The organism is Streptomyces sp. NPDC090022 (assembly GCF_044748145.1).
Taxonomy (GTDB): domain Bacteria; phylum Actinomycetota; class Actinomycetes; order Streptomycetales; family Streptomycetaceae; genus Streptomyces.
Genome location: NZ_JBIVFN010000005.1, coordinates 56,147 through 78,701 on the forward strand (window position 1 = coordinate 56,147; position 22,555 = coordinate 78,701).

At 71.3% G+C, this 22,555-nt stretch carries 16 protein-coding genes and 1 pseudogene; 7 read left to right on the forward strand and 10 right to left on the reverse strand.

Annotated features, from left to right (window positions below):
* The first annotated feature begins 143 nt into the window (after positions 1 to 143).
* Entirely contained in the window at positions 144 to 374 is a 231-nt protein-coding gene (locus tag ACIPXB_RS13255; protein WP_401448438.1) for a ribbon-helix-helix domain-containing protein, read from the forward strand.
* On the forward strand, positions 361 to 708 hold the full coding sequence (locus ACIPXB_RS13260) for a type II toxin-antitoxin system PemK/MazF family toxin (protein ID WP_401448440.1): 348 nt from the start codon (positions 361 to 363) through the stop codon (positions 706 to 708). Before ACIPXB_RS13255 ends, ACIPXB_RS13260 begins: the two co-directional genes overlap by 14 nt.
* 53 nt (positions 709 to 761) lie before the next feature.
* On the opposite strand, the gene ACIPXB_RS13265 is transcribed toward ACIPXB_RS13260, so the two are convergent.
* Entirely contained in the window at positions 762 to 1,793 is a 1,032-nt protein-coding gene (locus tag ACIPXB_RS13265; protein ID WP_401448442.1) for an aspartate-semialdehyde dehydrogenase, read from the reverse strand.
* Positions 1,794 to 2,102: 309 nt separating this feature from the next.
* On the opposite strand from ACIPXB_RS13265, the pseudogene ACIPXB_RS13270 reads away from it, so the two are divergent.
* Positions 2,103 to 2,854: pseudogene (locus tag ACIPXB_RS13270) on the forward strand (M28 family peptidase); the annotation flags it as partial.
* Between the two features lie 91 nt (positions 2,855 to 2,945).
* On the opposite strand, the gene ACIPXB_RS13275 reads toward ACIPXB_RS13270, so the two are convergent.
* Both ACIPXB_RS13275 and ACIPXB_RS13280 read right to left on the reverse strand, forming a co-directional pair.
* On the reverse strand, positions 2,946 to 6,263 hold the full coding sequence (locus tag ACIPXB_RS13275) for a S8 family serine peptidase (protein WP_401448444.1): 3,318 nt from the start codon (positions 6,261 to 6,263) through the stop codon (positions 2,946 to 2,948).
* A gap of 272 nt (positions 6,264 to 6,535) precedes the next feature.
* Positions 6,536 to 7,096 (reverse strand): CGNR zinc finger domain-containing protein, encoded by a 561-nt coding sequence (locus ACIPXB_RS13280; protein ID WP_401448446.1) that lies wholly within the window; start codon positions 7,094 to 7,096, stop codon positions 6,536 to 6,538.
* A gap of 137 nt (positions 7,097 to 7,233) precedes the next feature.
* On the opposite strand from ACIPXB_RS13280, the gene ACIPXB_RS13285 reads away from it, so the two are divergent.
* Positions 7,234 to 7,692 carry a VOC family protein gene (locus ACIPXB_RS13285; protein ID WP_401448447.1) on the forward strand — a complete coding sequence of 153 codons (459 nt, stop codon included), beginning with the start codon at positions 7,234 to 7,236 and terminating at the stop codon, positions 7,690 to 7,692.
* Positions 7,693 to 7,704: 12 nt separating this feature from the next.
* Entirely contained in the window at positions 7,705 to 8,616 is a 912-nt protein-coding gene (locus ACIPXB_RS13290) for a pyridoxamine 5'-phosphate oxidase family protein (RefSeq protein WP_401448911.1), read from the forward strand.
* Here the strand turns inward: ACIPXB_RS13290 and ACIPXB_RS13295 are convergent.
* Together ACIPXB_RS13295 and pepN are read right to left on the reverse strand one after the other, a co-directional pair.
* Positions 8,592 to 9,557 (reverse strand): hypothetical protein, encoded by a 966-nt coding sequence (locus ACIPXB_RS13295; RefSeq protein ID WP_401448449.1) that lies wholly within the window; start codon positions 9,555 to 9,557, stop codon positions 8,592 to 8,594. The two genes, ACIPXB_RS13290 and ACIPXB_RS13295, sit on opposite strands and share 25 nt — an antisense overlap.
* Before the next feature lie 180 nt (positions 9,558 to 9,737).
* The gene (gene pepN / locus ACIPXB_RS13300) at positions 9,738 to 12,293 is read right to left on the reverse strand and encodes an aminopeptidase N (RefSeq protein ID WP_401448451.1); all 2,556 of its coding nucleotides are present in this window, start codon (positions 12,291 to 12,293) and stop codon (positions 9,738 to 9,740) included.
* A 133-nt stretch (positions 12,294 to 12,426) separates the two neighbouring features.
* Between pepN and ACIPXB_RS13305 the strand changes: the two genes are divergently transcribed.
* Entirely contained in the window at positions 12,427 to 13,071 is a 645-nt protein-coding gene (locus ACIPXB_RS13305) for a DsbA family protein (protein ID WP_401448454.1), read from the forward strand.
* A 124-nt stretch (positions 13,072 to 13,195) separates the two neighbouring features.
* On the opposite strand, the gene ACIPXB_RS13310 is transcribed toward ACIPXB_RS13305, so the two are convergent.
* The 4 genes from ACIPXB_RS13310 to ACIPXB_RS13325 all read right to left on the reverse strand — a co-directional run bounded on the left by ACIPXB_RS13310 (position 13,196) and on the right by ACIPXB_RS13325 (position 19,958).
* Positions 13,196 to 13,852, reverse strand: a complete 657-nt coding sequence (locus ACIPXB_RS13310) for a superoxide dismutase (RefSeq protein ID WP_401448456.1) — start codon at positions 13,850 to 13,852, stop codon at positions 13,196 to 13,198.
* A 170-nt stretch (positions 13,853 to 14,022) separates the two neighbouring features.
* Positions 14,023 to 16,755 carry a PKD domain-containing protein gene (locus ACIPXB_RS13315; RefSeq protein ID WP_401448459.1) on the reverse strand — a complete coding sequence of 911 codons (2,733 nt, stop codon included), beginning with the start codon at positions 16,753 to 16,755 and terminating at the stop codon, positions 14,023 to 14,025.
* A 178-nt stretch (positions 16,756 to 16,933) separates the two neighbouring features.
* On the reverse strand, positions 16,934 to 18,355 hold the full coding sequence (locus ACIPXB_RS13320) for an amino acid permease (protein WP_401448461.1): 1,422 nt from the start codon (positions 18,353 to 18,355) through the stop codon (positions 16,934 to 16,936).
* Positions 18,356 to 18,578: 223 nt separating this feature from the next.
* Positions 18,579 to 19,958, reverse strand: a complete 1,380-nt coding sequence (locus tag ACIPXB_RS13325; protein ID WP_401448462.1) for an amino acid permease — start codon at positions 19,956 to 19,958, stop codon at positions 18,579 to 18,581.
* Between the two features lie 247 nt (positions 19,959 to 20,205).
* Between ACIPXB_RS13325 and ACIPXB_RS13330 the strand changes: the two genes are divergently transcribed.
* On the forward strand, positions 20,206 to 20,802 hold the full coding sequence (locus ACIPXB_RS13330; RefSeq protein ID WP_401448463.1) for a biotin transporter BioY: 597 nt from the start codon (positions 20,206 to 20,208) through the stop codon (positions 20,800 to 20,802).
* A gap of 108 nt (positions 20,803 to 20,910) precedes the next feature.
* On the opposite strand, the gene ACIPXB_RS13335 is transcribed toward ACIPXB_RS13330, so the two are convergent.
* Positions 20,911 to 22,347: an amino acid permease gene (locus ACIPXB_RS13335; RefSeq protein WP_401448464.1), complete on the reverse strand. Its 1,437-nt coding sequence runs from the start codon at positions 22,345 to 22,347 to the stop codon at positions 20,911 to 20,913.
* Positions 22,348 to 22,555 lie beyond the last annotated feature (208 nt).

Below are 22,555 nucleotides of genomic sequence, written 5' to 3' on the forward strand. Positions count from 1 at the left end.
CGTTCATCTCCTTCGATGGTGACGTTGCCGGGCCATCTTTCCACGGGCCCCGCCCCACCGCCCGGGAGTAATCCACGGGCGAACGGACCGCCCGGGGGCAACGCGGTGGCGCCACCGGTATCCCTGGCGGTAGCATCCCAGGTATGAAGATCAGTGTGAGTCTGCCGCAGGAGGACGTCACCTTCGTCGATCAGTACGCCGCCGAGACGTCGGCCGAGTCCAGATCGGCCGTCATACAGGCCGCGATCCAGCTGCTGCGCGAGTCGGCTCTGGAGAAGGAGTACCTGGAGGCCTGGGACGAGTGGTACGAGAGCGAGGACGCGGCACTGTGGGACCGCACGGCGGGGGACGGGCTGGTCGATGAGGCGCGGTGACATCTACCTGGTCGACCTGGAGCCCACCGTCGGCAGCGAGGCGAACCAGACGCGGCCTGCCGTCCTGGTCACGAACGATGCCGCGAACCGGATGGCGGACCGTGCCGGGCGTGGCGTTCTGGCCGTGGTGCCGGTGACGTCGAACGTCGCGCACGTCCGTACGTTCCAGGTGTTCCTGTCCGCCGCGGAATGCGGCCTGAACCTGGACTCGAAGGCCCAGTGCGAGCAGATCCGGGCGCTGGACCTGGCCAGGTTCGGGCGGCGGATCGGCACCGTGCCCGCGCAGGTGCTCAAGGAGATCGACCGCGCGCTGCGACAGCAGTTGGCCCTTTAGGAATGCCGGAGGGGCGGCACCGTCCGGTGCCGCCCCTCAGACGTCCGGGCGGGTCAGCCCTGCTGGAGCTCCTCGGCCACCAGCTCCGCGATCTGCACCGCGTTCAGGGCCGCGCCCTTGCGCAGGTTGTCGTTGGAGAGGAAGAGCGCGAGGCCGTTGTCGACGGTCTCGTCCACGCGGATGCGGCCCACGTACGAGGCGTCCTTGCCGGCCGCCTGGAGGGGGGTCGGGATCTCGGAGAGCTCGACGCCCGGGGCGCCGGCCAGCAGCTCGTACGCGCGCTCGACGCTGATCGGGCGGTCGAAGCGGGCGTTGACCTGGAGGGAGTGGCCGGAGAAGACCGGCACGCGCACGCAGGTGCCCGAGACCTTGAGCTCCGGGATCTCCAGGATCTTGCGGGACTCGTTGCGGAGCTTCTGCTCCTCGTCGGTCTCGAAGGTGCCGTCGTCGACCAGGTTGCCCGCGAGCGGGACCACGTTGTACGCGATCGGCCGCTTGTAGACCTGCGGCTCGGGGAAGTCGATCGCCCCGCCGTCGAAGGTCAGCTGGTCGGCGGCCTCGGAGACCGCGCAGGCCTGGCCCTTGAGCTCGGCGACGCCCGCCAGGCCGGAGCCGGAGACGGCCTGGTAGGTGGTGGCGACCAGCGCGGTCAGCCCGGCCTCCTCGTGCAGGGGGCGCAGCACCGGCATGGCGGCCATGGTGGTGCAGTTCGGGTTGGCGATGATGCCCTTGGGGCGGTTCTTGATCGCGTGCGGGTTGACCTCGGAGACGACGAGGGGGACCTCGGGGTCGCGGCGCCAGGCGGAGGAGTTGTCGATCACGACGGCGCCCTGCGAGGCGACCTTCTCGGCCAGGGCCTTGGAGGTGGCGCCACCGGCGGAGAACAGCACGATGTCGAGGCCGGAGTAGTCGGCCGTCGAGGCGTCCTCGATGGTGATCTCCCGGCCCTCCCACTCGAGGGTGGAGCCCGCGGAGCGGGCCGAGGCGAACAGCCGCAGCTCGGTGACCGGGAACTTCCGCTCGGCCAGGATGCTGCGCATGACTCCGCCGACCTGACCGGTGGCTCCGACGATTCCGACCCTCACGGTGACTCCTTCTTCCTCGTACGACGCGGGCGCGCGTGCAGCCATCATGCGTTCGACCCCGGGCGACTTGTCCAATCCATTGTCCGAGGAACGGACGGTGGCCGGAGTGTGTACGGGTGTGACGCGTGTGTGGCGGGTGTGTTGCATCGCCCCGGAGCGGGCGTTTTCGCAGGTGGGGGCCGGTTGCGGTCCGATTCTGCCGTGTTCGGACTCCGGACATGGCGTCTCGGCCATCGGACTGCCGATGGCCGGCGACCACGACCGAGGACGAGGACCGAGCGCACCACGGTGCTGGGCGAGGGCGGCGGCGCCGGGCGCGAGCTGGCCACCGCCGCGTTCACCTTCACCCGCTCCACGCCGGCCGGCGGCCTGACCGCCCCGATCGCCCTCGCCCGCGTGGACGACACCCCCGGCTGCGACGCGGCCGACTACCCGGCGGGCGCCTTCGCGGGCCGGATCGCCCTGGTCAAGCGGGGCTCCTGCACCTTCGTGGAGAAGCAGAACGCCGCCGCCGCGAAGGGCGAGGTGAAGGTACGCCTGGACCTCGGCCAGGAGCACCTCAGGAAGACCACGCCCTGAAGCTCGCGGACGAGGGCGCCGACAAGAAGGGCAAGGGCCCCGCCAACAAGGTGCGCTTCGCCTGGTGGTCGGCGGAGGAGCTGGGCCTGCTGGGCTCCGAGCACTACGTCGCGCAGCTGTCCGAGCAGCAGAAGAAGAACATCGCGCTCTACCTGAACTTCGACATGATCGCCTCGCCGAACCCGGCGCAGTTCGTCTACGACGGCGACGACTCGGACAAGACCGGCGCGGGCGCCGGCCCGGCGGGCTCCGCGCAGATCGAGGCGCTGATCAACGGCTTCCTCGACCGGAAGGGCAAGCCCCACGAGGGCAGCGACTTCGACGGCCGCTCCGACTTCGGCCCGTTCATCGGAGGCGGCATCCCGGCCGGCGGCACCTCCACCGGCGCCGAGGGCATCAAGACGCCGGAGCAGGCGAAGCGATACGGCGGCACGGCCGGCGCCCCGTACGACCCCAACTACCACGGGGCGGGCGACGAGCTCCCTGGGCAAGTAGGCCCCACTCCGGGGGAACGGAAAGGGGCCGGTGCTCGCCGTCGAGCACCGGCCCCTTCCTCATGCGGTCAGCACACCGTTACGGGGTGACCTTCTCGATCTGCACGCTGCCGGTGCCCGCGGCGGTGCCGCGGCCGCTGAGCAGCTGCACCTCGCCGAAGAACTGCCGGCCCTCGGGGGCGGCGCCGGTGACCAGCACGTTCGCCGAGACGTTCGCCGAGGCACCGCTCGCGAGGTTCACCGCGGCCGCCTCGTCCACCTGGACCGAGCCGAGCGCCGTGGAGAAGAACACGTCGCGGTAGTCGTACGTGGTGCTGCCGGCCGGGACCGCGTAGCCGATCACCTTGACGGTGTAGGTGCCGGCGGCCGGGTTGGCGATGCTCACGGCCTCCTCGGAGTCGCCGTCCGCGGAGGAACCGACCTTGACGCCGTCCTTGTAGACCTCGAGGTCGAGGTCGGCGCCCGCGTCGGAGACCTTGCCGATGGCGACGTCGAGGCGGGAGGCGCCCGCACCGATGGTGACGGTGCTGGTGTGGGTCTCACCGTCGGCGATGGTCGGCTTGGCCACCTTCGCCGAGCCGAGCGCGCCGCCCTTGAGCTTGCCGCCGGTGATGCCCGCGGCCTCGTTCTTCACGGTCCACTGGACCGGCGCCGGGGTGCCCTGCTTCACCTCGGGCAGGACCTTGACCGCCGGGTCGAACGCCGCGCCGAGGAGGGAGACGTCCAGCTTGAACGGGTTGTCGAGCACCGGGGAGGTACGGCGCGCCTCGACCTCGATCTCCCAGACGCCGGGCTGCGGGTTCGCGTACGAACGCAGGTCCGGGCGGCAGGTGTTGGCCGGGTTGTCGTAGTTCGGGTAGCACATCGTCGTCGCCGTGTTCTCGACGGCCACACCGTAGGGGTGGATCGAGATGAAGCGGGTCTGCGCGCCGTCCGCGAGGCCGCTCAGGCCGACCTCGAGGGCCTTGGCGCCCGGCGGGACGGTCACGAAGTACGACTTGTGGCTGTTGCGCTGCACGGAGGAGGACTCCGAGAAGCCGAACGACGGCTTCACCAGCGGGGCCGAGACGACGACCGTGGAGAGGATCTGCTTGTCGACGCCCTCGGTGGACTCGTCGTCCAGCTCCAGGATGGCGCTGTGCACGCCGGCCGTCTTCGCCTTGGCCTCGATCTTGATGGTGACCGGCCTGTTCAGCGGCAGCGTGGCGTAGTCGTAGCCGCCGAGGATCTTGAACGTGCCGTCGTTGTGACGCAGGTTCAGGTTGTGGCGGGTGCCGTACTTCACGCCGGTGGTGCGGGTGACCACGACGTTGTACGTCTTCTTCTGGCCGACCTTCAGGCCGCCCTCGCGGTCGTAGACGCCGGTGCCGGAGCCCGGGGTCTTCAGGAACTGGTCGAGCGCGGTGTCGACCGGGGCCTTGACCGTGTAGTCGTTGGCGGAGGCGCCGCGCTGGATGGACTCCCACGCGCCGACGATGTCGATCAGACCCGCGCCCTGGGCGTGCGCCGGCACGTTGTCGATCTTCTTCGCGGTGCTGGTCAGCGCGGTGCGCAGGCTCGCCGGGGTGAGCTTGATGCCCTGCTGCTTGGCGGCCGAGATGAGCAGCGCGCTCGCGCCGGCCACCTGCGGGGCGGACATCGAGGTGCCCTGGAGCATGCCGTAACCGGCCGGGAGGCTGTAGCCGGCCTCCTTCACGGGCGCGCCGGGCAGCCAGGTCTGGATGGTGTTGATGGACGCGCCGGGACCGGTGATGGTCGGCGTCATGCCGCCGTCCTCACGCGGGCCGCGCGAGGAGAACGGGAACATGTTGTACGACGCGCTCACGCCGGAGCCGTAGTTGGCGGCCCAGGTGTCCTTGGAGACCGCGGCACCCACGGAGATGACCTTGTCCGCGAGGCTGGGGTCGCCGATGGTGTTCAGGCCGGGGCCGGAGTTGCCCGCGGAGATCACCAGCTGGACGCCGTACTTGTCGATCAGGTTGGTGTAGAGCTCGGCGCGCGCGTTGTTGCCGTCGTTCAGCGCCGGCAGGCCGCCGATGGACATGTTGACGATGTCCACGCCGCGGTTGACGACGAGGTCGATCATGCCCTCGGTCAGCGCGACGTTGGTGCAGCCGCCCGACCAGGAGCAGGCGCGCGAGGAGACGACCTTCGCACCGGGGGCCGCGCCGTTCATCCGGCCGCCGAAGAGGCTGTTGGCGGCGGTGATGCCGGCGACGTGCGTGCCGTGCTCGGACTCGATGATGCCGACGTTGACGAAGTCGGCCTTCTTGCCGACCCAGTCCCCGCCGAACGGGTCCATCGGGACGTCCTTGCGGATCTCGATCACGAACGGGATGCGCTCGGCGACCTCGGTCGCCGGGTCGTCCGTGCCGAAGTAGCCGATCTGGAAGCCGTCCTTGTACGGCTTCATCGGCTCGTTGTCGGTGAAGTCGCCGTTCTGGTCGGTGTCGACGCGCACCGTGCCGGCCGCCGCGTCGTACAGCAGGCCGAACTGGTCGGTCTTGTCGCCGTCGCGGTTGACGTCACCGGCCATGTCGCCGGTCGCGGTGATCGACTCGCTGAAGCGGCTCCACTGGAACGAGCCCGCGGGGGCCTTCCAGGTGCGGCCGCCGGCGGTGAACTCGGTGCCGCTGACCGGGGTCACCTGCGGACGCCAGGTGGCGTCGGAGTCGGTGATCGGGTCGGTCGCGGTGACCCAGTCGACGATCTTGCGCTCGCCGGTGCTGGTCGTCTGCAGGGCCGGGTGGCCGAGGTCGACACCGGAGTCCAGGACGCCGATGGTCACGCCGCGGCCGTCGGCCTGCGGGTTGTCCTTCACGAAGTCGACCGCGCCCGTCTCGAAGGACGGGTTGTACGGGTTCTTCGCGGGGGTGTTCTTGTCCGGCGCCGCGAAGCTCTCGGCGGCCGTCTTCTTCACCGTCCCCGTCTCGCGGTCGGCGTCCGGACGCGGGTCGGGCAGCTGGATCTCGTGGCGCAGGTCCATGCCGTGCACCGAGTCGAGCTTGGCGGCCGCCTTGAGGGCGTCCTTCGCCTTGTCGGTGGGCAGGGTGGCGCGGACGTAGCCGAGGTCGTCGTACGTCTTGCCGACCGAGGCGCCCTGGACGGCGTCCAGCTGCTGGGCCACCTGCTCGGTCTGGCCGGGGGCGGTGGCGACCATCACGGTGACGGTCTTCTCGCCCTTGGCCTCGGCCTCCTGGAGGAGCTCGGCATCGGCGGAACCGAGCTTCTTGTCGGCCGACTTGACCGGTGCGGACGCGCCCGGGGTCTCGGCGGTTCCCGCCGCGAGAACGGGTGCGGCGCCGGTGGCCGCGAGCGCGGCGACCAGGCCCGCGGCCGCCGCGACGCGGGCCACGCGTCTGGCTCCGGATATGGAGCTGGGGGATTCGAGGGTCATCAGCATCCCTGTAAGTGGAAGAAAGGGTCCGGAATTCGGTGCCGGATGACCGGTCAGCTTTGCGCAAGTGACAGCTGTTTGGGGAGGGTTGCTGGAGAACGGTTCACCTCATGGCGGACTCTCGCCACCGCGTTGTATACGCCAGGAAGGCCGTACCGGGACAGACCCGGACGACCTCGGGGTGCTGATGAGTCGATTTATCGATCTACAGGCCTTGTGTCAGCCATGTGGCGGGATGATCCCGTGGGACGGGTGTGACAGATACCGATCGGTCAGCGCTCGCGCGTGCGCGCGTAGTGGCGGGAGGCCTTCGCCCGGTTCCCGCAGGCGGCCATCGAGCACCAGCGCCGGGTGCCGTTGCGCGAGGTGTCGTAGAAGTGCAGGACGCAACGCTCGGACGCGCAGCGGCGGATCCGGTCCGGCCCGGCGGCCAGCAGCCCGAGGTGCTCGCGCACGGCCGTCCAGGCCGGCCCCCAGGTCCGGTCGGTGAACTCGGCCCGCTCGCCCTGACCGTCCGCCCCCACCGTGAGCCGGATGCGGCCGTGCTCCAGTACGCCGTCCAGCAGCGCCAGGGCCCCGGCGTCGGCGGGATCGGCGACCGCGCGGGCGATCGCCTCGCGTGCGGTCAGCAGGTGGACCAGGGTCGCGGCGTCGGCCCGGAACCGGTCGTCCAGGGCGTTGGACCGCAGCCAGAGGGCGAGGCCCTCGACGCGGGTGAGCCCGGCGGCCCCGGCGAAGAGGTCCTGCGGCTCGCCGTCCTGCATCCAGCGGGTGTTCAGCAGGTCCAGGGAGACCGGCTCCCCGGTGAGCGGGCGCGGATCCGTCGCCGTCATCTTCGTCCTCCAGGCGCGTCGGCTAACCCTTCAAGAGTACGTGACTGGTTGACACCCTCGCGCCTAACCAGTAACTTCGATTTAGAAGGTTAGAAAATATCGGGGAGCCGGGAAGGCTCAGGGGAAAGGGATCCGCCATGACGACCGCCGTCAGCGCACTGCGCACCGGCCACGTGGGCCTCAACGTCACCGACCTGGCCCGCTCGCTCGGCTTCTACCAGGAAGCCCTCGGCTTCGACGTACTCGGCGAGGGCAAGGAGGACGGCCGCCGCTTCGCCTTCCTCGGCCTGGCCGGCGAGCTCGCCCTGACCCTGTGGGAGCAGGCCGACGGCCCCTACGCCCCGGCTGCCGCCGGTCTGCACCACCTGGCGCTGTCGGCCGCCGATGTCGAGCAGGTCCGCGCGTACGAGCAGAGGCTGCGCGCGGCCGGCGTGGAATTCGCGTACGAGGGCCTGGTCGCCCACGGGGCGGGCGCGGAGTCCGGCGGTATCTTCTTCCACGACCCCGACGGCACCCGGCTGGAGATCTCCGCGCCGCTGGGCGCCGATGAGGCCCCCGTCCCCGTGACCGATGCCCCGACCTGCGGTTTCTTCTAGGACGTGACCGTCATGCACACCACCATGGACACCGCCTACCACCCGGGGGCGCGGGAGCTCCAGGACCGGCTCGGGGTCCGTGAGCTCGCCGACCACGTCGGGCGCTCCATCGGGCCCGGCATCAAGGACGTCGCCGCGGTCTTCCTCGCCCAGCAGCCGTTCCTGGTCGTCGGCGCCGCCGACGCCGCCGGCCGGCTGTGGGCGTCACTGCTGACGGGCCCGCCGGGCTTCGTACGGGCGCGCGGCCCGCACCGCGTCACGGTCGAGGGCGGCGTGCCGGCCGGCGATCCGCTCGCCGGGGCCCTGGCCACCGACGGGACCGCGGTCGGGACCCTCGCGCTCGACCCGCGCACCCGCCGCCGGATGCGGCTGAACGGCACGCTCGCGGCGGATCCGGTCGCCGGCCGTTTCGCCGTCCGCGCAGAGCAGGTATTCGCCAACTGCCCGAAGTACCTGCAGAAACGGCAGCCGCTGGAGGTACTGCCGCAGGGGCCCGGCGTCGTGCGGCGCGGGGGAGCGCTCACCCCCGGCCAGGAGCGGGCCGTCCGCGCGGCCGACACCTTCTTCGTCGCCACCACCGCGGCGGACGGGGTCGACGCCAGTCACCGAGGCGGCAACCCGGGCTTCGTCGAGGTGCGTTCGCCGCGAGAGCTGGCCTGGCCCGACTACCCGGGCAACAACATGTTCCTCACCCTGGGCAACCTCGCCGCCGATCCGCGCGCCGGACTGCTCTTCCCGGACTGGGAGACGGGCGCGGTCCTCCAGCTCAGCGGCCGGGCCCGGACCGACTTCGGCGCCGACGGCTCCCGCACGGTGGTCTTCGAGGTCGCCTCCGTCGTGGAGGGCCGCCACCCGGGACGGCTGCGCTGGAGCGCGCCGGAATACTCCCCGGCCAACCCTCACCTCGGCAGCACCACGAGGTAGGCCGCCGGGTCGCGGTCGCCGGCCGCCGTCAGCGCCGTGCGGACGACCGCGGCCTGCTGCTCGGCGTGGTCGCGCAGCTTGCGCGGGGTGAGGTGCAGGACGGTCACGCCGAGGCGCTCCAGGTTCTCGCGCTTGCGCACGCACTCCGACCACTGGTCGTCCTCGCCCTGCCGCGGGGCGCGGGTGTCGATCTCGACCGCGACGGCGTGGTCGGGCCAGTAGGCGTCCACGCCGCCGAGGTGGGGGCCGCCGGGCACCCGGAGGTCCACGTTCCAGACCGGGTCCGGCAGCCGGTGGTCGCGCACCAGGGCGTACAGGCGGTCCTCGGCCATGGCCCGCCCCTCGGCGAGCAGGGACTCCACGGCGTCGACGACGTGCGGCCGGCTCAGCAGCCGCGCCACCGTCAACTCGCGTACCACGGCGGCCGGTTCGCAGTGTCCGGCGCGGACGGCCTCGCTCAGCAGCCGACGTACCATGCCCGCGTCGGCGAGCTGGGCGACGGCGTCGGCCACCGCCCGGGCCACGGGCGCCACCGGCAGCCCGGTCACCTCCACCGGCCGGGGCGGCGTCGTCGCCCGCACCAGGCGTACGCAGCCCGCCGGCCGCAGCCGCCGGGTGCCCGGCACGAGGACGTCGATGTGCTGGAGCGCCAGCAGCGGGGGCGCGGCGTTGAACCGGTACAGCGCCAGCGCCGCCAGCCCGGTGATCATCGCCTCCCCGCCGCGCCGCCCGGCGTACAGCAGGGCGGCGTGCAGCCGCTCCTCGCTGGTGGCGGGACCCGCGTGGAGCAGGAAGACCCCGGGCAGGATCTGCTGCCAGGGCCGCTCGGCGGCGTCGGCGGCGGTGACGCCGTGCTCGCGCAGCTGGGCGAGGGTCAGCACGCGGGGACGGGCGCCGGCGCCGGTGAGGTGGCGGAGGGGGAGGGGGGTGTTGTGGTTCATGCGCTGGAGATTCCCGCCCGCCCCCGGCCCCCTAACCGCTGTTACACGCCCGTCGCCAAACCCGGACAACCCCGCACTAAAGTACTGCCGTTCGACTGCCGATGGGCGGTGCGCCTGCCGTCGCTGCCGTCGTCGTCGCCGGGAGGGGCCCCGCGGCGCGGGGCCCCTCCCGGCCCGGACTCAGCCCGCGGCCGCGTCGCAGGCCTGGGCGCGCAGCGCCCGGGCGAGGTCGTCGCGGGACTCCACGACCAGGCGGCGCAGCGCGGGCGCCGCCTGCTCGTGCTCACCGAGCCAGGCGTCCGTCGCGGCCAGGGTCGCCTCGCCGTCCTGGAGCATCGGGTACAGCCCCTTCACCACGTCCATGGCGATCTGGATCGACCGCTCGCTCCACAGCCGCTCGATCACCGCGAAGTACGGCTGCGTGAACGGCGCCAGCAGGGCCCGCTGCGACGGCTGCTGCATCCCCGCGATGGTGGCCTCCACCAGCGCGTTGGACAGCGCGTCCGACTCCACGACCGCCGCCCACGCCTGCGCCTTGACCGCCTCCGAGGGCCGCGCCGCCAGGCAGCGCACCTGGTGCCGCTTGCCCGAGGCGGTGTCGTCACGGGCCAGTTCGGCGTCCAGCACGGCCTCGTCGACCGCGCCGTGCGCGGCCAGCGGCAGCAGGAAGTCCCAGCGCAGCTCCTGGTCCACCTCCAGCCCGTCGATCCGCGCCGAGCCCTCCAGCAGCCCCAGCAGCAGCTGGAAGTCGCCCTCCGTCGCCGCGCACGCCGCGAAGAAGCGCGCCCACGTCAGCTGGTGCTCCGAGCCCGGGTCGGCCAGCCGCAGCTCGTGCAGCGCGCCCGCCGCGAGGTCCCGGCCGCTCTGCTCGCGCCGCTCCGGCGCGGCGTAGTGGGTGACCGCCGACAGCGCCTGGCTGTGCAGCATCTGGAGCACGCCCACGTCCGACTCGCGGCCCGCGAAGGCCAGCACCAGCGAGAGGAAGTCACGGGCCGGCATGAGTCCGTCACGGGTCAGGTTCCACAGCGCCGACCAGCACAGCGCCCGCGCCAGCGGGTCGGTGATGTCGCCCAGGTGCCGGCGCAGCGTCTCCAGCGACCCCTCGTCGAAGCGGATCTTGCAGTACGTCAGGTCCTCGTCGTTGACCAGGACCAGGTCCGGCCGCTCGGCCCCGGCCAGGTCCGCCACGACGGTACGGGTGCCCGCCACGTCCGCCTCGGCCCGCGCGTAGCGCACCAGCGAGCCGTCGACGTCCAGCCGGTACAGGCCCACCGCGACCCGGTGCGGACGCAGCTCCTGGCCTTCCTGGAGCACGGCCAGCTCGGTGATCCGGCCGGCCGCGTCGTACGTCACCACCGGCGTCAGCGCGTTCACGCCCGCCGTCTGCAGCCACGCCCGCGACCATCCGGCCATGTCGCGGCCGGAGACCTCGCCCAGCACCGACAGCAGGTCGTCGAGCGTGGTGTTGCCGTACGCGTGGGCCTTGAAGTAGCGGCGCGCGCCCTCCAGGAACGCGTCCCGCCCCACGTACGCCACCAGCTGCTTGAGCACCGAGGCGCCCTTGGCGTAGGTGATCCCGTCGAAGTTCAGCTTGGCGTCCTCCAGGTCACGGATGTCGGCCGTGATCGGGTGCGTGGAGGGCAGCTGGTCGGCGCGGTAGGCCCAGGCCTTGCGGTTGTTGGCGAAGGTGATCCACGCGTTGTCGAAGCGGGTCGCCCCGACCAGCGAGAAGGTGCCCATGAAGTCCGCGAAGGACTCCTTCAGCCACAGGTCGTCCCACCACTTCATGGTGACGAGGTCGCCGAACCACATGTGGGCCATCTCGTGCAGGATCACGTTCGCGCGGCGCTCGTAGGAGGCCTTGGTGACCTTCCCGCGGAAGATGTACTCCTCGCGGAAGGTCACCAGCCCCGGGTTCTCCATCGCGCCGAGGTTGTACTCCGGCACGAACGCCTGGTCGTACTTCCCGAACGGGTACGGGTAGTCGAAGTGCTCGTGGAAGAAGTCGAACCCCTGCTTGGTGACGAGGAACACGTCGTCGGCGTCGAAGTGCTTGGCCAGCCCCTTGCGGCACATGGCGCCCAGCGGGATGGTCAGGTCCCCGCGGGTGTAGGTGTCGGTCACGTAGTGGTACGGACCGGCCACCACGCAGGTGATGTACGTCGAGATGGGCGCCGTCTCGGCGAACCGCCACACCCCGCCCTCACGGGACGTCTCCGCGCCGTTGCTCCACACCTGCCAGCCCTCGGGCGCGGCCACCTCGAAGCGGTAGGGGGCCTTGAGGTCCGGCTGCTCGAAGTTGGCGTAGACGCGGCGGGCGTCGGCCGGCTCGTACTGGGTGTAGAGGTAGACCTCGCCGTCCTCGGGGTCGACGAAGCGGTGCATGCCCTCGCCGGTGCGGCTGTAGGCGCAGTTCGCTTCGACGACCAGGACGTTCTCGCTCGCCAGGTCCGCCAGCGCGATCCGCGCGCCGTCGAACACCTCGGCCGGGTCCAGGGCGCGGCCGTTGAGGGTGACCGCGTCGACCGACGGGGCGATCAGGTCGGCGAAGGTGGCGGCGCCGGGTACGGCGGCCCGGAAGCGGATCGTGGTCACCGACCTGAAGGTGCGCGGGCCCTCGGCCGGTTCGGCCTCGTCGACCGCGGACCTCAGGTCGAGGGCGACCTCGTACCCGTCGACCGACAGCAGCTCGGCCCGCTCACGGGCTTCGTCGCGGGACAGATTCTCTGCGGGCACCGGCACTCCTTCGTGCGTGATCACTGGGCTTCTGCCGCATCCTCCCATGGGGAATGCGGCGGGCCCGCTGCCGGTTGGCGTTCACGGACGTGACCGGAGCAGACCCCTGTGAAGCCGTGTGAAGAGGAGAGAGATGTCCGACATCCAGGTGCGCGAGAAGACCCCTGTCGACTTCTGGTTCGACCCGCTGTGTCCCTGGGCCTGGATGACGTCCCGCTGGATGCTGGAGGTCGAGCAGGTCCGTGACGTCGAGGTGCGCTGGCACGTGATGAGCCTCGCCGTGCTGAACGAGCACCGGCTGGACGAGCTGCCGGAGCGCTACCGCGAGCTGATGGCCACGGCCTGGGGCCCGGTCCGCGTGGTCACCGCCGCCCAGCAGAAGCACGGCGACGAGGTGGTCGGCAAGCTGTACACCGCGCTCGGCACCCGTATCCACAACGACGACCGGGGCGTCACGCCCGAGGTGATCGCCGAGGCCCTGGCCGAGGTCGGCCTGCCGGCGGAGCTGATCGACTTCGCGGACTCGGCGGACTACGACGTCGAGCTGCGCGCCTCGCACAAGGACGGGATCTCGCGCGTCGGCGAGGACGTCGGCACCCCGGTGATCTCCGTACCCGGCGCGGACGGCGCCGAGGTGGCCTTCTTCGGCCCGGTCGTCACCCCGATCCCGCGCGGCGAGGCCGCGGCCCGGCTGTGGGACGGCACCCTGCTGGTCGCCTCCACCCCCGGCTTCTACGAGATCAAGCGCACCCGCACGGCGGCGCCCAGCTTCGAGTAGCCGGCCGGAGCAGGACGACAGAAGGCCCCCGCGAGTCACGTCCTCGCGGGGGCCTTCCGTTACACACGCCCGCCGGTGAAGGTTGAGAAGACGATCACGAGGCGGACGGGCCCACGGGTGCTGCTCAGCCCTTGACGGGGATCAGCAGCGGGGTGTTGGCCTTGGCGTCGGCGTAGCGCTTGGCGACGTCCTGCCAGTTGACGACGTTCCACATCGCCTCGATGAAGTCCACCTTCTGGTTCTTGTACTGCAGGTAGAAGGCGTGCTCCCAGGCGTCGAAGACCAGGATCGGGGTGCTGGCGACGCCGATGTTGCCCTGGTGGTCGTAGACCTGCTCGACGACCAGACGGCCGCTGACGGGCTCGTACGCGAGCACGCCCCAGCCGGAGCCCTGCGTCGCGGAGGACGCGAAGGTCAGCTGCTTCTTGAACTTCGCGAAGGAGCCGAAGGACTCGGTGATCGCGTCCGCGAGGTCGCCCACGCCGTCGGCCGCGGTCGGCTCGCCGCCGCCCTCACCGGTCTTCGGGCTGGCCATGTTGTGCCAGTAGATGCTGTGCAGGATGTGACCGGAGAGGTGGAAGGCCAGGTTCTTCTCCAGGCCGTTCAGCGCACCCCAGTTCTCCTTCTCGCGCGCCTCCGCCAGCTGCTCCAGCGTGGTGTTGGCGCCGGCGACGTACGCCGCGTGGTGCTTGTCGTGGTGCAGCTCGATGATCTGCGGGTTGATCACCGGCTCGAGCGCCGCGTAGTCGTACGGCAGCTCGGGAAGCGTGTAGATGGCCATGCGTCAGTCGGTCCCCTCAGCGTGCTCACTGCTATTGCAATCAATGCGCAACTGCACGCTAGCAGTATCTATTCCTGCAGGCAGCTAAGGGTTACCTCTGTAAAACGGGTGTGGGCCCCGTGCTTTCGCACGGGGCCCACGGCCGTTTGGCGGAACGTTTCGGGAACGGGTCAGGACTGCGTGAACCAGCCGAGCAGGTCGGTGATCACGTGGTTGCTGCCGCCCCAGCTGTTCGAGACGTTGATCCGGCCGCCCGACACGGGGGTGGTGACGTGGTTGGGCACGGTGGCACCGGGCCGCGTGTTGAGGCTGCTGGCCTCCGGCCGGATGCCGCCGTACGCGTACACCGTCAGGAAGCCGGGGGCGCTGGTGTCGGTCGCGGTGACGTTCACGACCGCGCCGGTGGCGTTGGACGGGATGCCCGCGACGACGGTGGTGGCGCCGGGAGCGAGCTTGCCCGTCTCCCGGGTGTCGGCCAGCCGCTTCGGGACGGCCGGCTGGAACAGCGACGTGCCGCCCTTGCCGTAGAAGCCGACCGCGTCGACGACCAGGTCGGTCGAACCGGTGTGGTTGTAGAGGGTGATGGTGCCGTTCGGGCCCACCGGGACGATGGCCTGGTTGGACTTGTCGCGGCCGGGCTCCGGGTTCAGGTTCGAGGTCGCGGTGCGCTGCGCCGGGTCCGGGTAGGCGATCACGTGCGAGTTCGCCGAGGAACCGGTGCTCGTCAGGTTCAGCGCCACCGCCGCGGCGTCGGCGGGGATGCCGCCCACGCCCGCGACCTTCACGGTACGGGTCTGGCCGCCGCCCAGCGGGCCGCCGGCCGTGCGGGTGTCGGCGACCCGGGCCGGGGCGACCGGGCTGAAGCGCTCACCGGAGTTCGGCTGGTAATAGCCCACGAAGTCGACGACGAGCCCCGCGGTACCGGCATTGAGCTGGGCCATCACCTGGCCGTACGCGCCGACGGGCACGGTGACCGTGTTGGAGGCCGTGCCGCCCTTGAGGACGTTGACGTTCGAGGTCGCCGGCCGCGGCTGACCGGCCGGCCAGACGTTGAGGTGGGTGTCGTTGCTCGCGTCGGTGACCGTCACGTTGAGCACGGCCGCGGCCATGCCGCCCGGCTGGATCCCGCCCGAGCCCTCGTAGTAGGCCGGCAGGGCCAGCTTGGCGGGGGTGCCGCCCTGGAGGGGCGTGTTGGTGGCACGGGTGTCCAGCACCCGCCTGGGGGTGACGGGCACGTACCCGGAGGCGGCGTAGCCGGTCCGGACGGACGTGGTGGCGGTGGCCTTGGCGCCCTTGGCGTCGTGGAGCGTGACCGTCACCTTGTACTCGCCGGGCTGGGCGTAGACGTGCCGGAAGCGCTCCAGGCTGCTGCCGCTGCCCTGGGTGCCGTCACCGAAGTCCGCCTCCCAGCGCTGGACCGGCCACGGGGCCGTGGGGGCCGTCGGCTCGAAGTCGACGCTCAGCGGGGCGACGTAGCTGCGCAGGTCGCCCGCGGCGGGCAGGACCTCGCGGCCGCTGAGGCCGGCGGTCAGCGGGACGTCGGGCGCGGTCACCTTGGCCGCCTGCTCGCCGGAGACCTCGACGCCCACGCCGGTGACCGCCGTCGCCTTGACCGTGCACGCGCACGGCGAGGCGTAGACGTGCGTGGCGCTGCGCTCCTTGGTGACGACCGGCGCCGTCCCGTCGCCGAAGTCGAAGCGGTACGTCAGGCCCGCGGGCCAGCGGCTGTCGGTCGTGGCCGTGGCCGTCACCGGGGTCCCGGCCGGCGCCCACGGCTGGTCGAGCGTCATCGAGACCTTGGTCAGGTAGTCCTGGGTCTCGCGGTGCCCGCGGTCGATGAAACCGCCGTCCTTGCCGGTGTTGGGGACCCGGGGGTCGTCCGCGGTCGGGAAGCCGCGCTCGTCGGAGGGCAGCACGCCCGGCGCCGTCGGGTCGCCGGAGTCGATGGCGGGAGAGCCGTCCACGCCGTCGACCACGCCCATCGCCGAGGGCACGAGGATGTCATGTGCGCCCTGGCCGGTCGCGGCCGCGAACTCGGCGGCGGTCTCGTAGGCGGTGCCGCCCCACCGGTAGGCCGTCAGCTGGCTCTTGGCGCCCTCGATCAGCAGGTTGTAGTCGGCGCGGGTCCCGGACGTGGCGCTCGGCGCCACCGAGATGCCCACGCGCTCGGGCGCCGGGCACGTGCCGCCGAACATCGGGCGGACCAGGTTGTTGAACACCGCGGACCCGGTGGAGGTGCCGGTCAGCGAGACGGCCGCTCCGCAGTCGAGGTGGAGCGTGTTGTTGGTGACGGCGGTGCCGGGCGCGTCCTGCGCGTCGACCGGCGCGTGCAGGACGCCGTAGATCTCGCTGCGGCCGAGCACGGTGCGCTGCGCCCCGCCCTCGACCCGGACGCCGAACAGCTTGCCCCGGGTGAGCCGCACGTCCGCGCTCGCCTCGCCGATGACGACGGCGGGGCGTTCGAAGTCCGTGGGTTCGGCCGGGTTCACCTGGAGCCTGTCGAGCTCGATCCCGGTGGAGCGGGTGACCTGGAGGCCCTTGTCGACCTTCAGTCCGCGCACCGCCACGTGCGAGGCGCCGTTGACGGTGAGGCTGCCGGCCAGTGTCGCCGAGGCCTCGAAGACGATCGGCTTGCCCGGCTCACCGGACCGGTCGAGGGTGAGGGACTCGGGGTAGGTGCCGCCCTGGATCCGCACGGTCTGGCCCGGCTGCGCGACCTTGGCCGCGGCCGAGATCGTGCAGTACGGGACGGCCTGCGAACCGGTCCCGCTGTCGGAGCAGCCGGATTCCGGCCGGTTGTTGACATGGAGGGTGTCCGGGGTGCCGGCCGCGGCGGCGGCCGGCATCCCGAGGAGAGTGACGAGACCTGTGGTCAGCAGGATCGTCGTACGCGTGGGACGCACCAGGAAGGTTCCTTCGGCTGGAGTGATGTGGAATCCCACGGGTGCGCTGCTTCACGACCGGTGCCCGGTCGGTTTCCCCCCAACAACCGTCGGGTGCACGCGGATCCGCGGAGACGATCACCATCATCCATTTTCGGACAGTGCCTGTCACCTTCATTCAGGAACCTCCCCGCGGGGCTCAGGCGTCGGCACCGGTCCCGGTCGAGGCCCTGGCGCGCTGCATCACGTACCCCGTGACCGCCAGGGCGAGGGTCAGGCCGCCGGTGAAGACCACCTGGACCCGGGTGTCGGGGTCCCACGCCATCAGCACCAGCACCCCGGCCACCCCGGCCAGTGCCACCCACGTCAGGTACGGGAAGCCCCACATCCGCACGACGAGCTTCTGCGGAGCCTCCCGCTCCAGGCGGCGGCGCAGGACGAACTGGGAGACCGCGACGAAGCCCCAGACCACGAGGATGACCCCGCCGACCATGTTCAGCAGCCAGGCGAAGAGGGTGTCCGGGTACCAGTAGGACAGCAGCACCGTGACGAACCCGAAGCCGCAGGAGGCCAGCACCGCGCGGCGCGGGACGCCGCCGGAGACCTTGCCCAGCGCCTTGGGGCCCTGGCCGCGGGCCACCAGCGAGTAGGCCATGCGCGAGGAGCCGTAGATGTTGGCGTTCATCGCCGACAGCAGCGCGATCAGGATGACCACGTTCATGACCTGGCCGGCGCCGGGGATGCCCAGGTGGTCCAGGGCGGCGGCGTACGGGCCGGCGGCGACGCCCTCGGAGTCCCACGGGACGAGGGTGACGACGACCAGCATCGAGCCGACGTAGACGACGGCGATGCGCCACATCGTGGTGCGCACGGCCTTGGCGACGCCGCGGACCGGGTCGTCGGACTCGGCGGCCGCGATGGTCACCGTCTCCAGGCCGCCGTACGCGACGACGGAGGCGAGCAGGCCGACCAGCAGGCCGTCGACGCCGTTGGGCAGCAGGCCGCCGTCGTGCAGCAGGTTGGCGGTGCCCGGGGCGGCGGTGCCGGGCAGCAGGCCCAGGATCGCCAGCGTGCCCAGGACCAGGAACAGGCCGATCGCGGCGATCTTCAGCGCGGCGAACCAGAACTCGAACTCGCCGAAGTGGGAGACGGCGGCCAGGTTGGAGCCGCAGAAGACGGCCATGAAGAGCAGCACCCACAGCCAGCTCGGGGTGCCCGGGAACCAGCCGGTCATGATGGCCGCCGCGCCGATCGCCTCGATGGCGACACCGACGCACAGCAGGGTCCAGAACATCCAGCCGGCGGTGAACCCGGCCCACGGGCCGACGGCCCGCTCGGCGTGCACGGAGAAGGAGCCGGAGGCGGGGTTGGCGGCGGACATCTCGCCGAGCATCCGCATCACGAACATCACGAGCAGCCCGGAGGCGGCGTACGCGAGCACGATCGACGGTCCGGCGGCCGCGATACCGGCGCCGGAGCCCACGAAGAGGCCGGCGCCGATGACGCCGCCGAGGGCGATCATCGACAGATGGCGCTGCTTGAGCCCGCCCGCCAGCGGCGATCCGGTGGGGCCGGTGGGGCCGGTGGGCGGTGCGGGGGGCGTGACGGTGGTCTGGCTCATCTCAGGTGGTGCCTGTCCGGTGTGCGGGTGTGCGGGTGTGCGGGTATGCGGGTATGCGGAAGGAGGCGCCCAGTCTGGCCTTCGTCCGCTGACCGGACGGATCGCGTCCGGTATCCGGACGTCGGCCTCACCGGACGTGATCACTCCCGTACGGGACGCCGGGACGGGGAACGGCGGAGCCCCCGTGCACCGCACGGGGGCTCCGCCGCTCATCGGCCGTGGATCAGCGCCTGCGGTCGCGCAGTTCGCGCAGCCCCGCCACCGCCAGGACCGCGACGGCCGCACCGGTCGACCACAGCAGCTGCGGGCGCGCGGCGTCGTCGAAGAGCATCAGCACCAGCACCGCCGCCATGCCGGCCAGCGCCGCCCACGTCAGGTACGGGAACGCCCACATCCGCAACGTCAGCCGTTCCGGCATGTCCCGCTCGATACGGCGGCGCAGCCGCAGCTGCGAGACCGCGATCAGCGCCCACACGAACAGCAGCACCGCGCCGACCGCGTTGAGCATGTAGAGGAAGATCGTGTCGGGCCACAGCAGGTTCAGCACCACGGAGACGAATCCGAAGGTCACCGACGCGAACACCGCGCGCCGCGGCACCCCGCCCCCGGACACCTTCAGCAGCGCCTTGGGCGCCTCACCGCGCTCGGCCAGCGAGAACACCATCCGCGAGGAGCCGTACAGATTGGCGTTGAGCGCGGACAGCAGCGCCACGAACACCACCACGTTCATGATCTGCCCGGCCCCCGGGATCCCGATGGAGTCCAGGACGGCCACGTACGGGCTCTGGCCCGGCGTCAGCGAGTCCCACGGCAGCAGCGTGACGATGACGAGCATCGAGCCGATGTAGAAGAAGAGGATGCGCCACACCGCGCTGCGCACCGCCCGCGCCACCGAGCGCGCCGGGTCGTCGGACTCGGCCGCCGCGATGGTGACGACCTCCAGGCCGCCGAACGCGAACACCACCGCGAGCACGCCGGAGATCACCCCGGCCCAGCCGCCCGGCAGGAAGCCGCCCTGTCCGGTCAGGTTCGTCAGCCCGATCGGGTCGGTGTCCGGCAGCAGGCCGAGGATCGCCAGCGTCGACAGGACCAGGAACAGCACGATCGCGCCGACCTTGAGCGCCGCGAACCAGAACTCGAACTCGCCGAAGTTCCGTACGGCGGCCAGGTTGCTGACCGTGAAGACCACCATGAAGATCAGCACCCAGCTCCACTGCGGTACGTCCGGCAGCCAGCCGTTCGCGATCTTCGCGGCGCCCGTCGCCTCCACGGCGAGGACGACGACCAGCAGGAACCAGTAGAGCCAGCCCGCCGAGAACCCGGCCCAGCGGCCCATGGCCCGCTCGGCGTGCACGGAGAAGGAACCGGAGGCGGGCATCGCGGCGGACATCTCGCCCAGCATCCGCATGACCAGCATCGCGAGGGCGCCCGCGAGCAGATAGGACACGATGATGCCCGGACCGGCGAGGGTGATACCGGCCCCGGAGCCGACGAAGAGACCGGCGCCGATGACGCCGCCGAGCCCCAGCATGGTCAGGTGGCGCTGCTTCAGACCGTGGCCGAGGGGTTCTTCGGCGAGATCCGGCAGGGGTGCTTGTGACATCCCCACAGTGTCCCCGAGCCGGGAGCGGCCACGCAAAACGGACGGGGAGCAACCAAAAGGCTGGGTGATACGCATCACTTCGGACGCTCCCGGCCCGTCGGGGGTCCGTCGGAGACGCCGCTCTTTGTTCACTCCCCACCATGTTGCGGAGCGTGGCTTTGTGGTTGCGCGACGGTGAGGACCGGGCGGCGGCGGGACTAACGTCACGGTGTCCCGTCCCGCCAGACCCCTCACCCTGGGAGCCCCGATGAGCACCGCGTCCCTCTCCTCCGCCGCCACCGTCCGGCCCGGAGCCGTCCTCGCCGACCTGCTCCCGGCCAGCCGGGCCCGCGACATCGCGCTGGTCGTCGGCGGCGCCGCCCTCACCGGGCTCGCCGCGCAGATAGCGGTCCCCGTGCCCGGCTCCCCGGTGCCCGTCACCGGCCAGACGTTCGCCGCCCTGCTCGTCGGCACCGCCTTCGGCGCCCGCCTCGGCTTCCTCTCGCTCGCCCTGTACGCGGCGGCCGGGGCCGCCGGTGTGCCGTGGTTCGCGGGCGGCACCTCGGGCGCGTTCGGCGCGTCCTTCGGCTATGTGCTCGGCATGCTGCTGGCGGCCACCGTCGTCGGCGCGCTCGCGCGCCGCGGCGCCGACCGCTCGGTGGTGCGGACCGCCGCCACGATGGTCCTGGGCTCCGCGGTCATCTACGCGGTCGGCGTCCCGTACCTGATGCTGTCCACCGGCATGTCGCTGTCCGCCGCCGTGGCCGCGGGCCTGGTCCCGTTCCTGCTCGGCGACGCCCTCAAGGCCGCCCTCGCCATGGGCGCGCTGCCGGCCGCCTGGAAGCTGGCGGGCCGCCGCGGCTGAGCGCCGCCCCCCACCCGTACGCCGATACGCCGGAGCCCGGCCCGCTGTGCAGGCAGCGGGCCGGGCTCCGGCGTACGTACGGGGTATCCCTGCGGGACTAGGCGCGGACTAGGCGTCCACGGAGGCGCGCTTGCGGCGCCCGTCGACGATGAAGCCGGCGACCACGACGATGGCCGCGACCAGCACCGACAGCAGCACGACCTCGCGGTTGGCGTCGTCGAAGAGCATGTAGACCAGCACGAAGGTGATCATCGCGGCGGTCGCCCACGTCAGGTACGGGAACAGCCACATCTTGACCGTCAGCTTCTCCGGCGCCTCGCGGAGCAGGATCCCGCGCATCTTCAGCTGGGTCAGGCAGATGACCAGCCAGACGAAGAGCGCGATGGCACCCGAGGAGTTCAGGAGGAAGGTGAAGACCGTGTCCTTGAAGGCGTAGTTGAAGTAGACGGCGACGAAGCCGAACACCGTGGAGCCCAGGATCGCAGCGACCGGCACACCGTTCTTGTTGACCTTGGCGAACGCCTTCGGCGCGTCGCCGCGCTCACCGAGCGAGAAGGCCATGCGGGAAGCGGTGTACAGACCCGAGTTCAGGCAGGACAGCACGGCGGTCAGGACGATGACCTCCATGATCGTGCCCGCGTTCGCGATGCCGATCGAGTCCAGGGCGGCGACGTACGAGCCCTTCTCGACGATCGAGGGGTCGTTCCACGGCAGCAGCGTCAGGACGACGAAGATCGAGCCGAGGTAGAAGACGGCGATGCGCCAGATGACCGAGTTGGTGGCCTTGGTGACCGCGCGGCGCGGGTCCTCGGACTCACCGGCGGCCAGCGTGACGATCTCGCTGCCCATGAAGGAGAAGACGACCATCAGCACACCGGTGAGGATGGCACCGTACCCGTTGGGGAAGAAGCCGCCGGTGTCGGTCAGGTGCGCGAAGCCGGCACCCGGGTTGTCGGAGCCCGGCAGGACGCCGAAGACGGCCAGCATGCCGATGACCACGAACGCGCCGATGGCGACGACCTTGATGCCCGCGAACCAGAACTCGAACTCGCCGTAGGAGGCGACCGAGCCCAGGTTGGTGACGGTCAGGACCGCCATCACGATGAGCGCCCAGGCCCACTGCGGGACGGCCGGGATCCAGCCTTCGAGGATGGCGGCGCCGGCGGTGGCCTCGACGGCCAGCACGACGACCCAGAAGAACCAGTACAGCCAGCCGATCGAGAAGCCGGCCCAGCGGCCAAGCGCGCGGTCGGCGTACGCCGAGAATGAGCCCGAGTTGGGGATGGCGGCGGCCATCTCGCCGAGCATCCGCATGACGAAGACGACCATCGCGCCGACGAGCAGATACGAGATCAGGATGGCGGGGCCGGCCTTGGCGATACCGCCGCCGGAGCCGACGAACAGACCGGCGCCGATGACACCGCCGATGGCGATCATGGAAAGGTGGCGGTTCTTGAGACCGGCCTTCAGACCGTCGGAAGACTGGGGGGTGCCGGGTTCGCCGGACGGTCCGCCTGCCTTCTGAAGGGTCGTCGTGGAGCTCATGGACGGATCCTTAGGTTCTCGGGTTGCGAGCCCCGGAAGTAAAACCCGGGATGAACGCGAGACGGAAGACCCGAATCCGGATCGTTGCCGGAGGACGAAGGTCCGGGACCTTCGTCCCACCTGCCACCACCCCCGTCCCATCTGGGTAGTTTGGGATTACTTGAGCTTTCGGAGTGGCGTACGCCACACTTTTCCCGCGGCCGCCCGG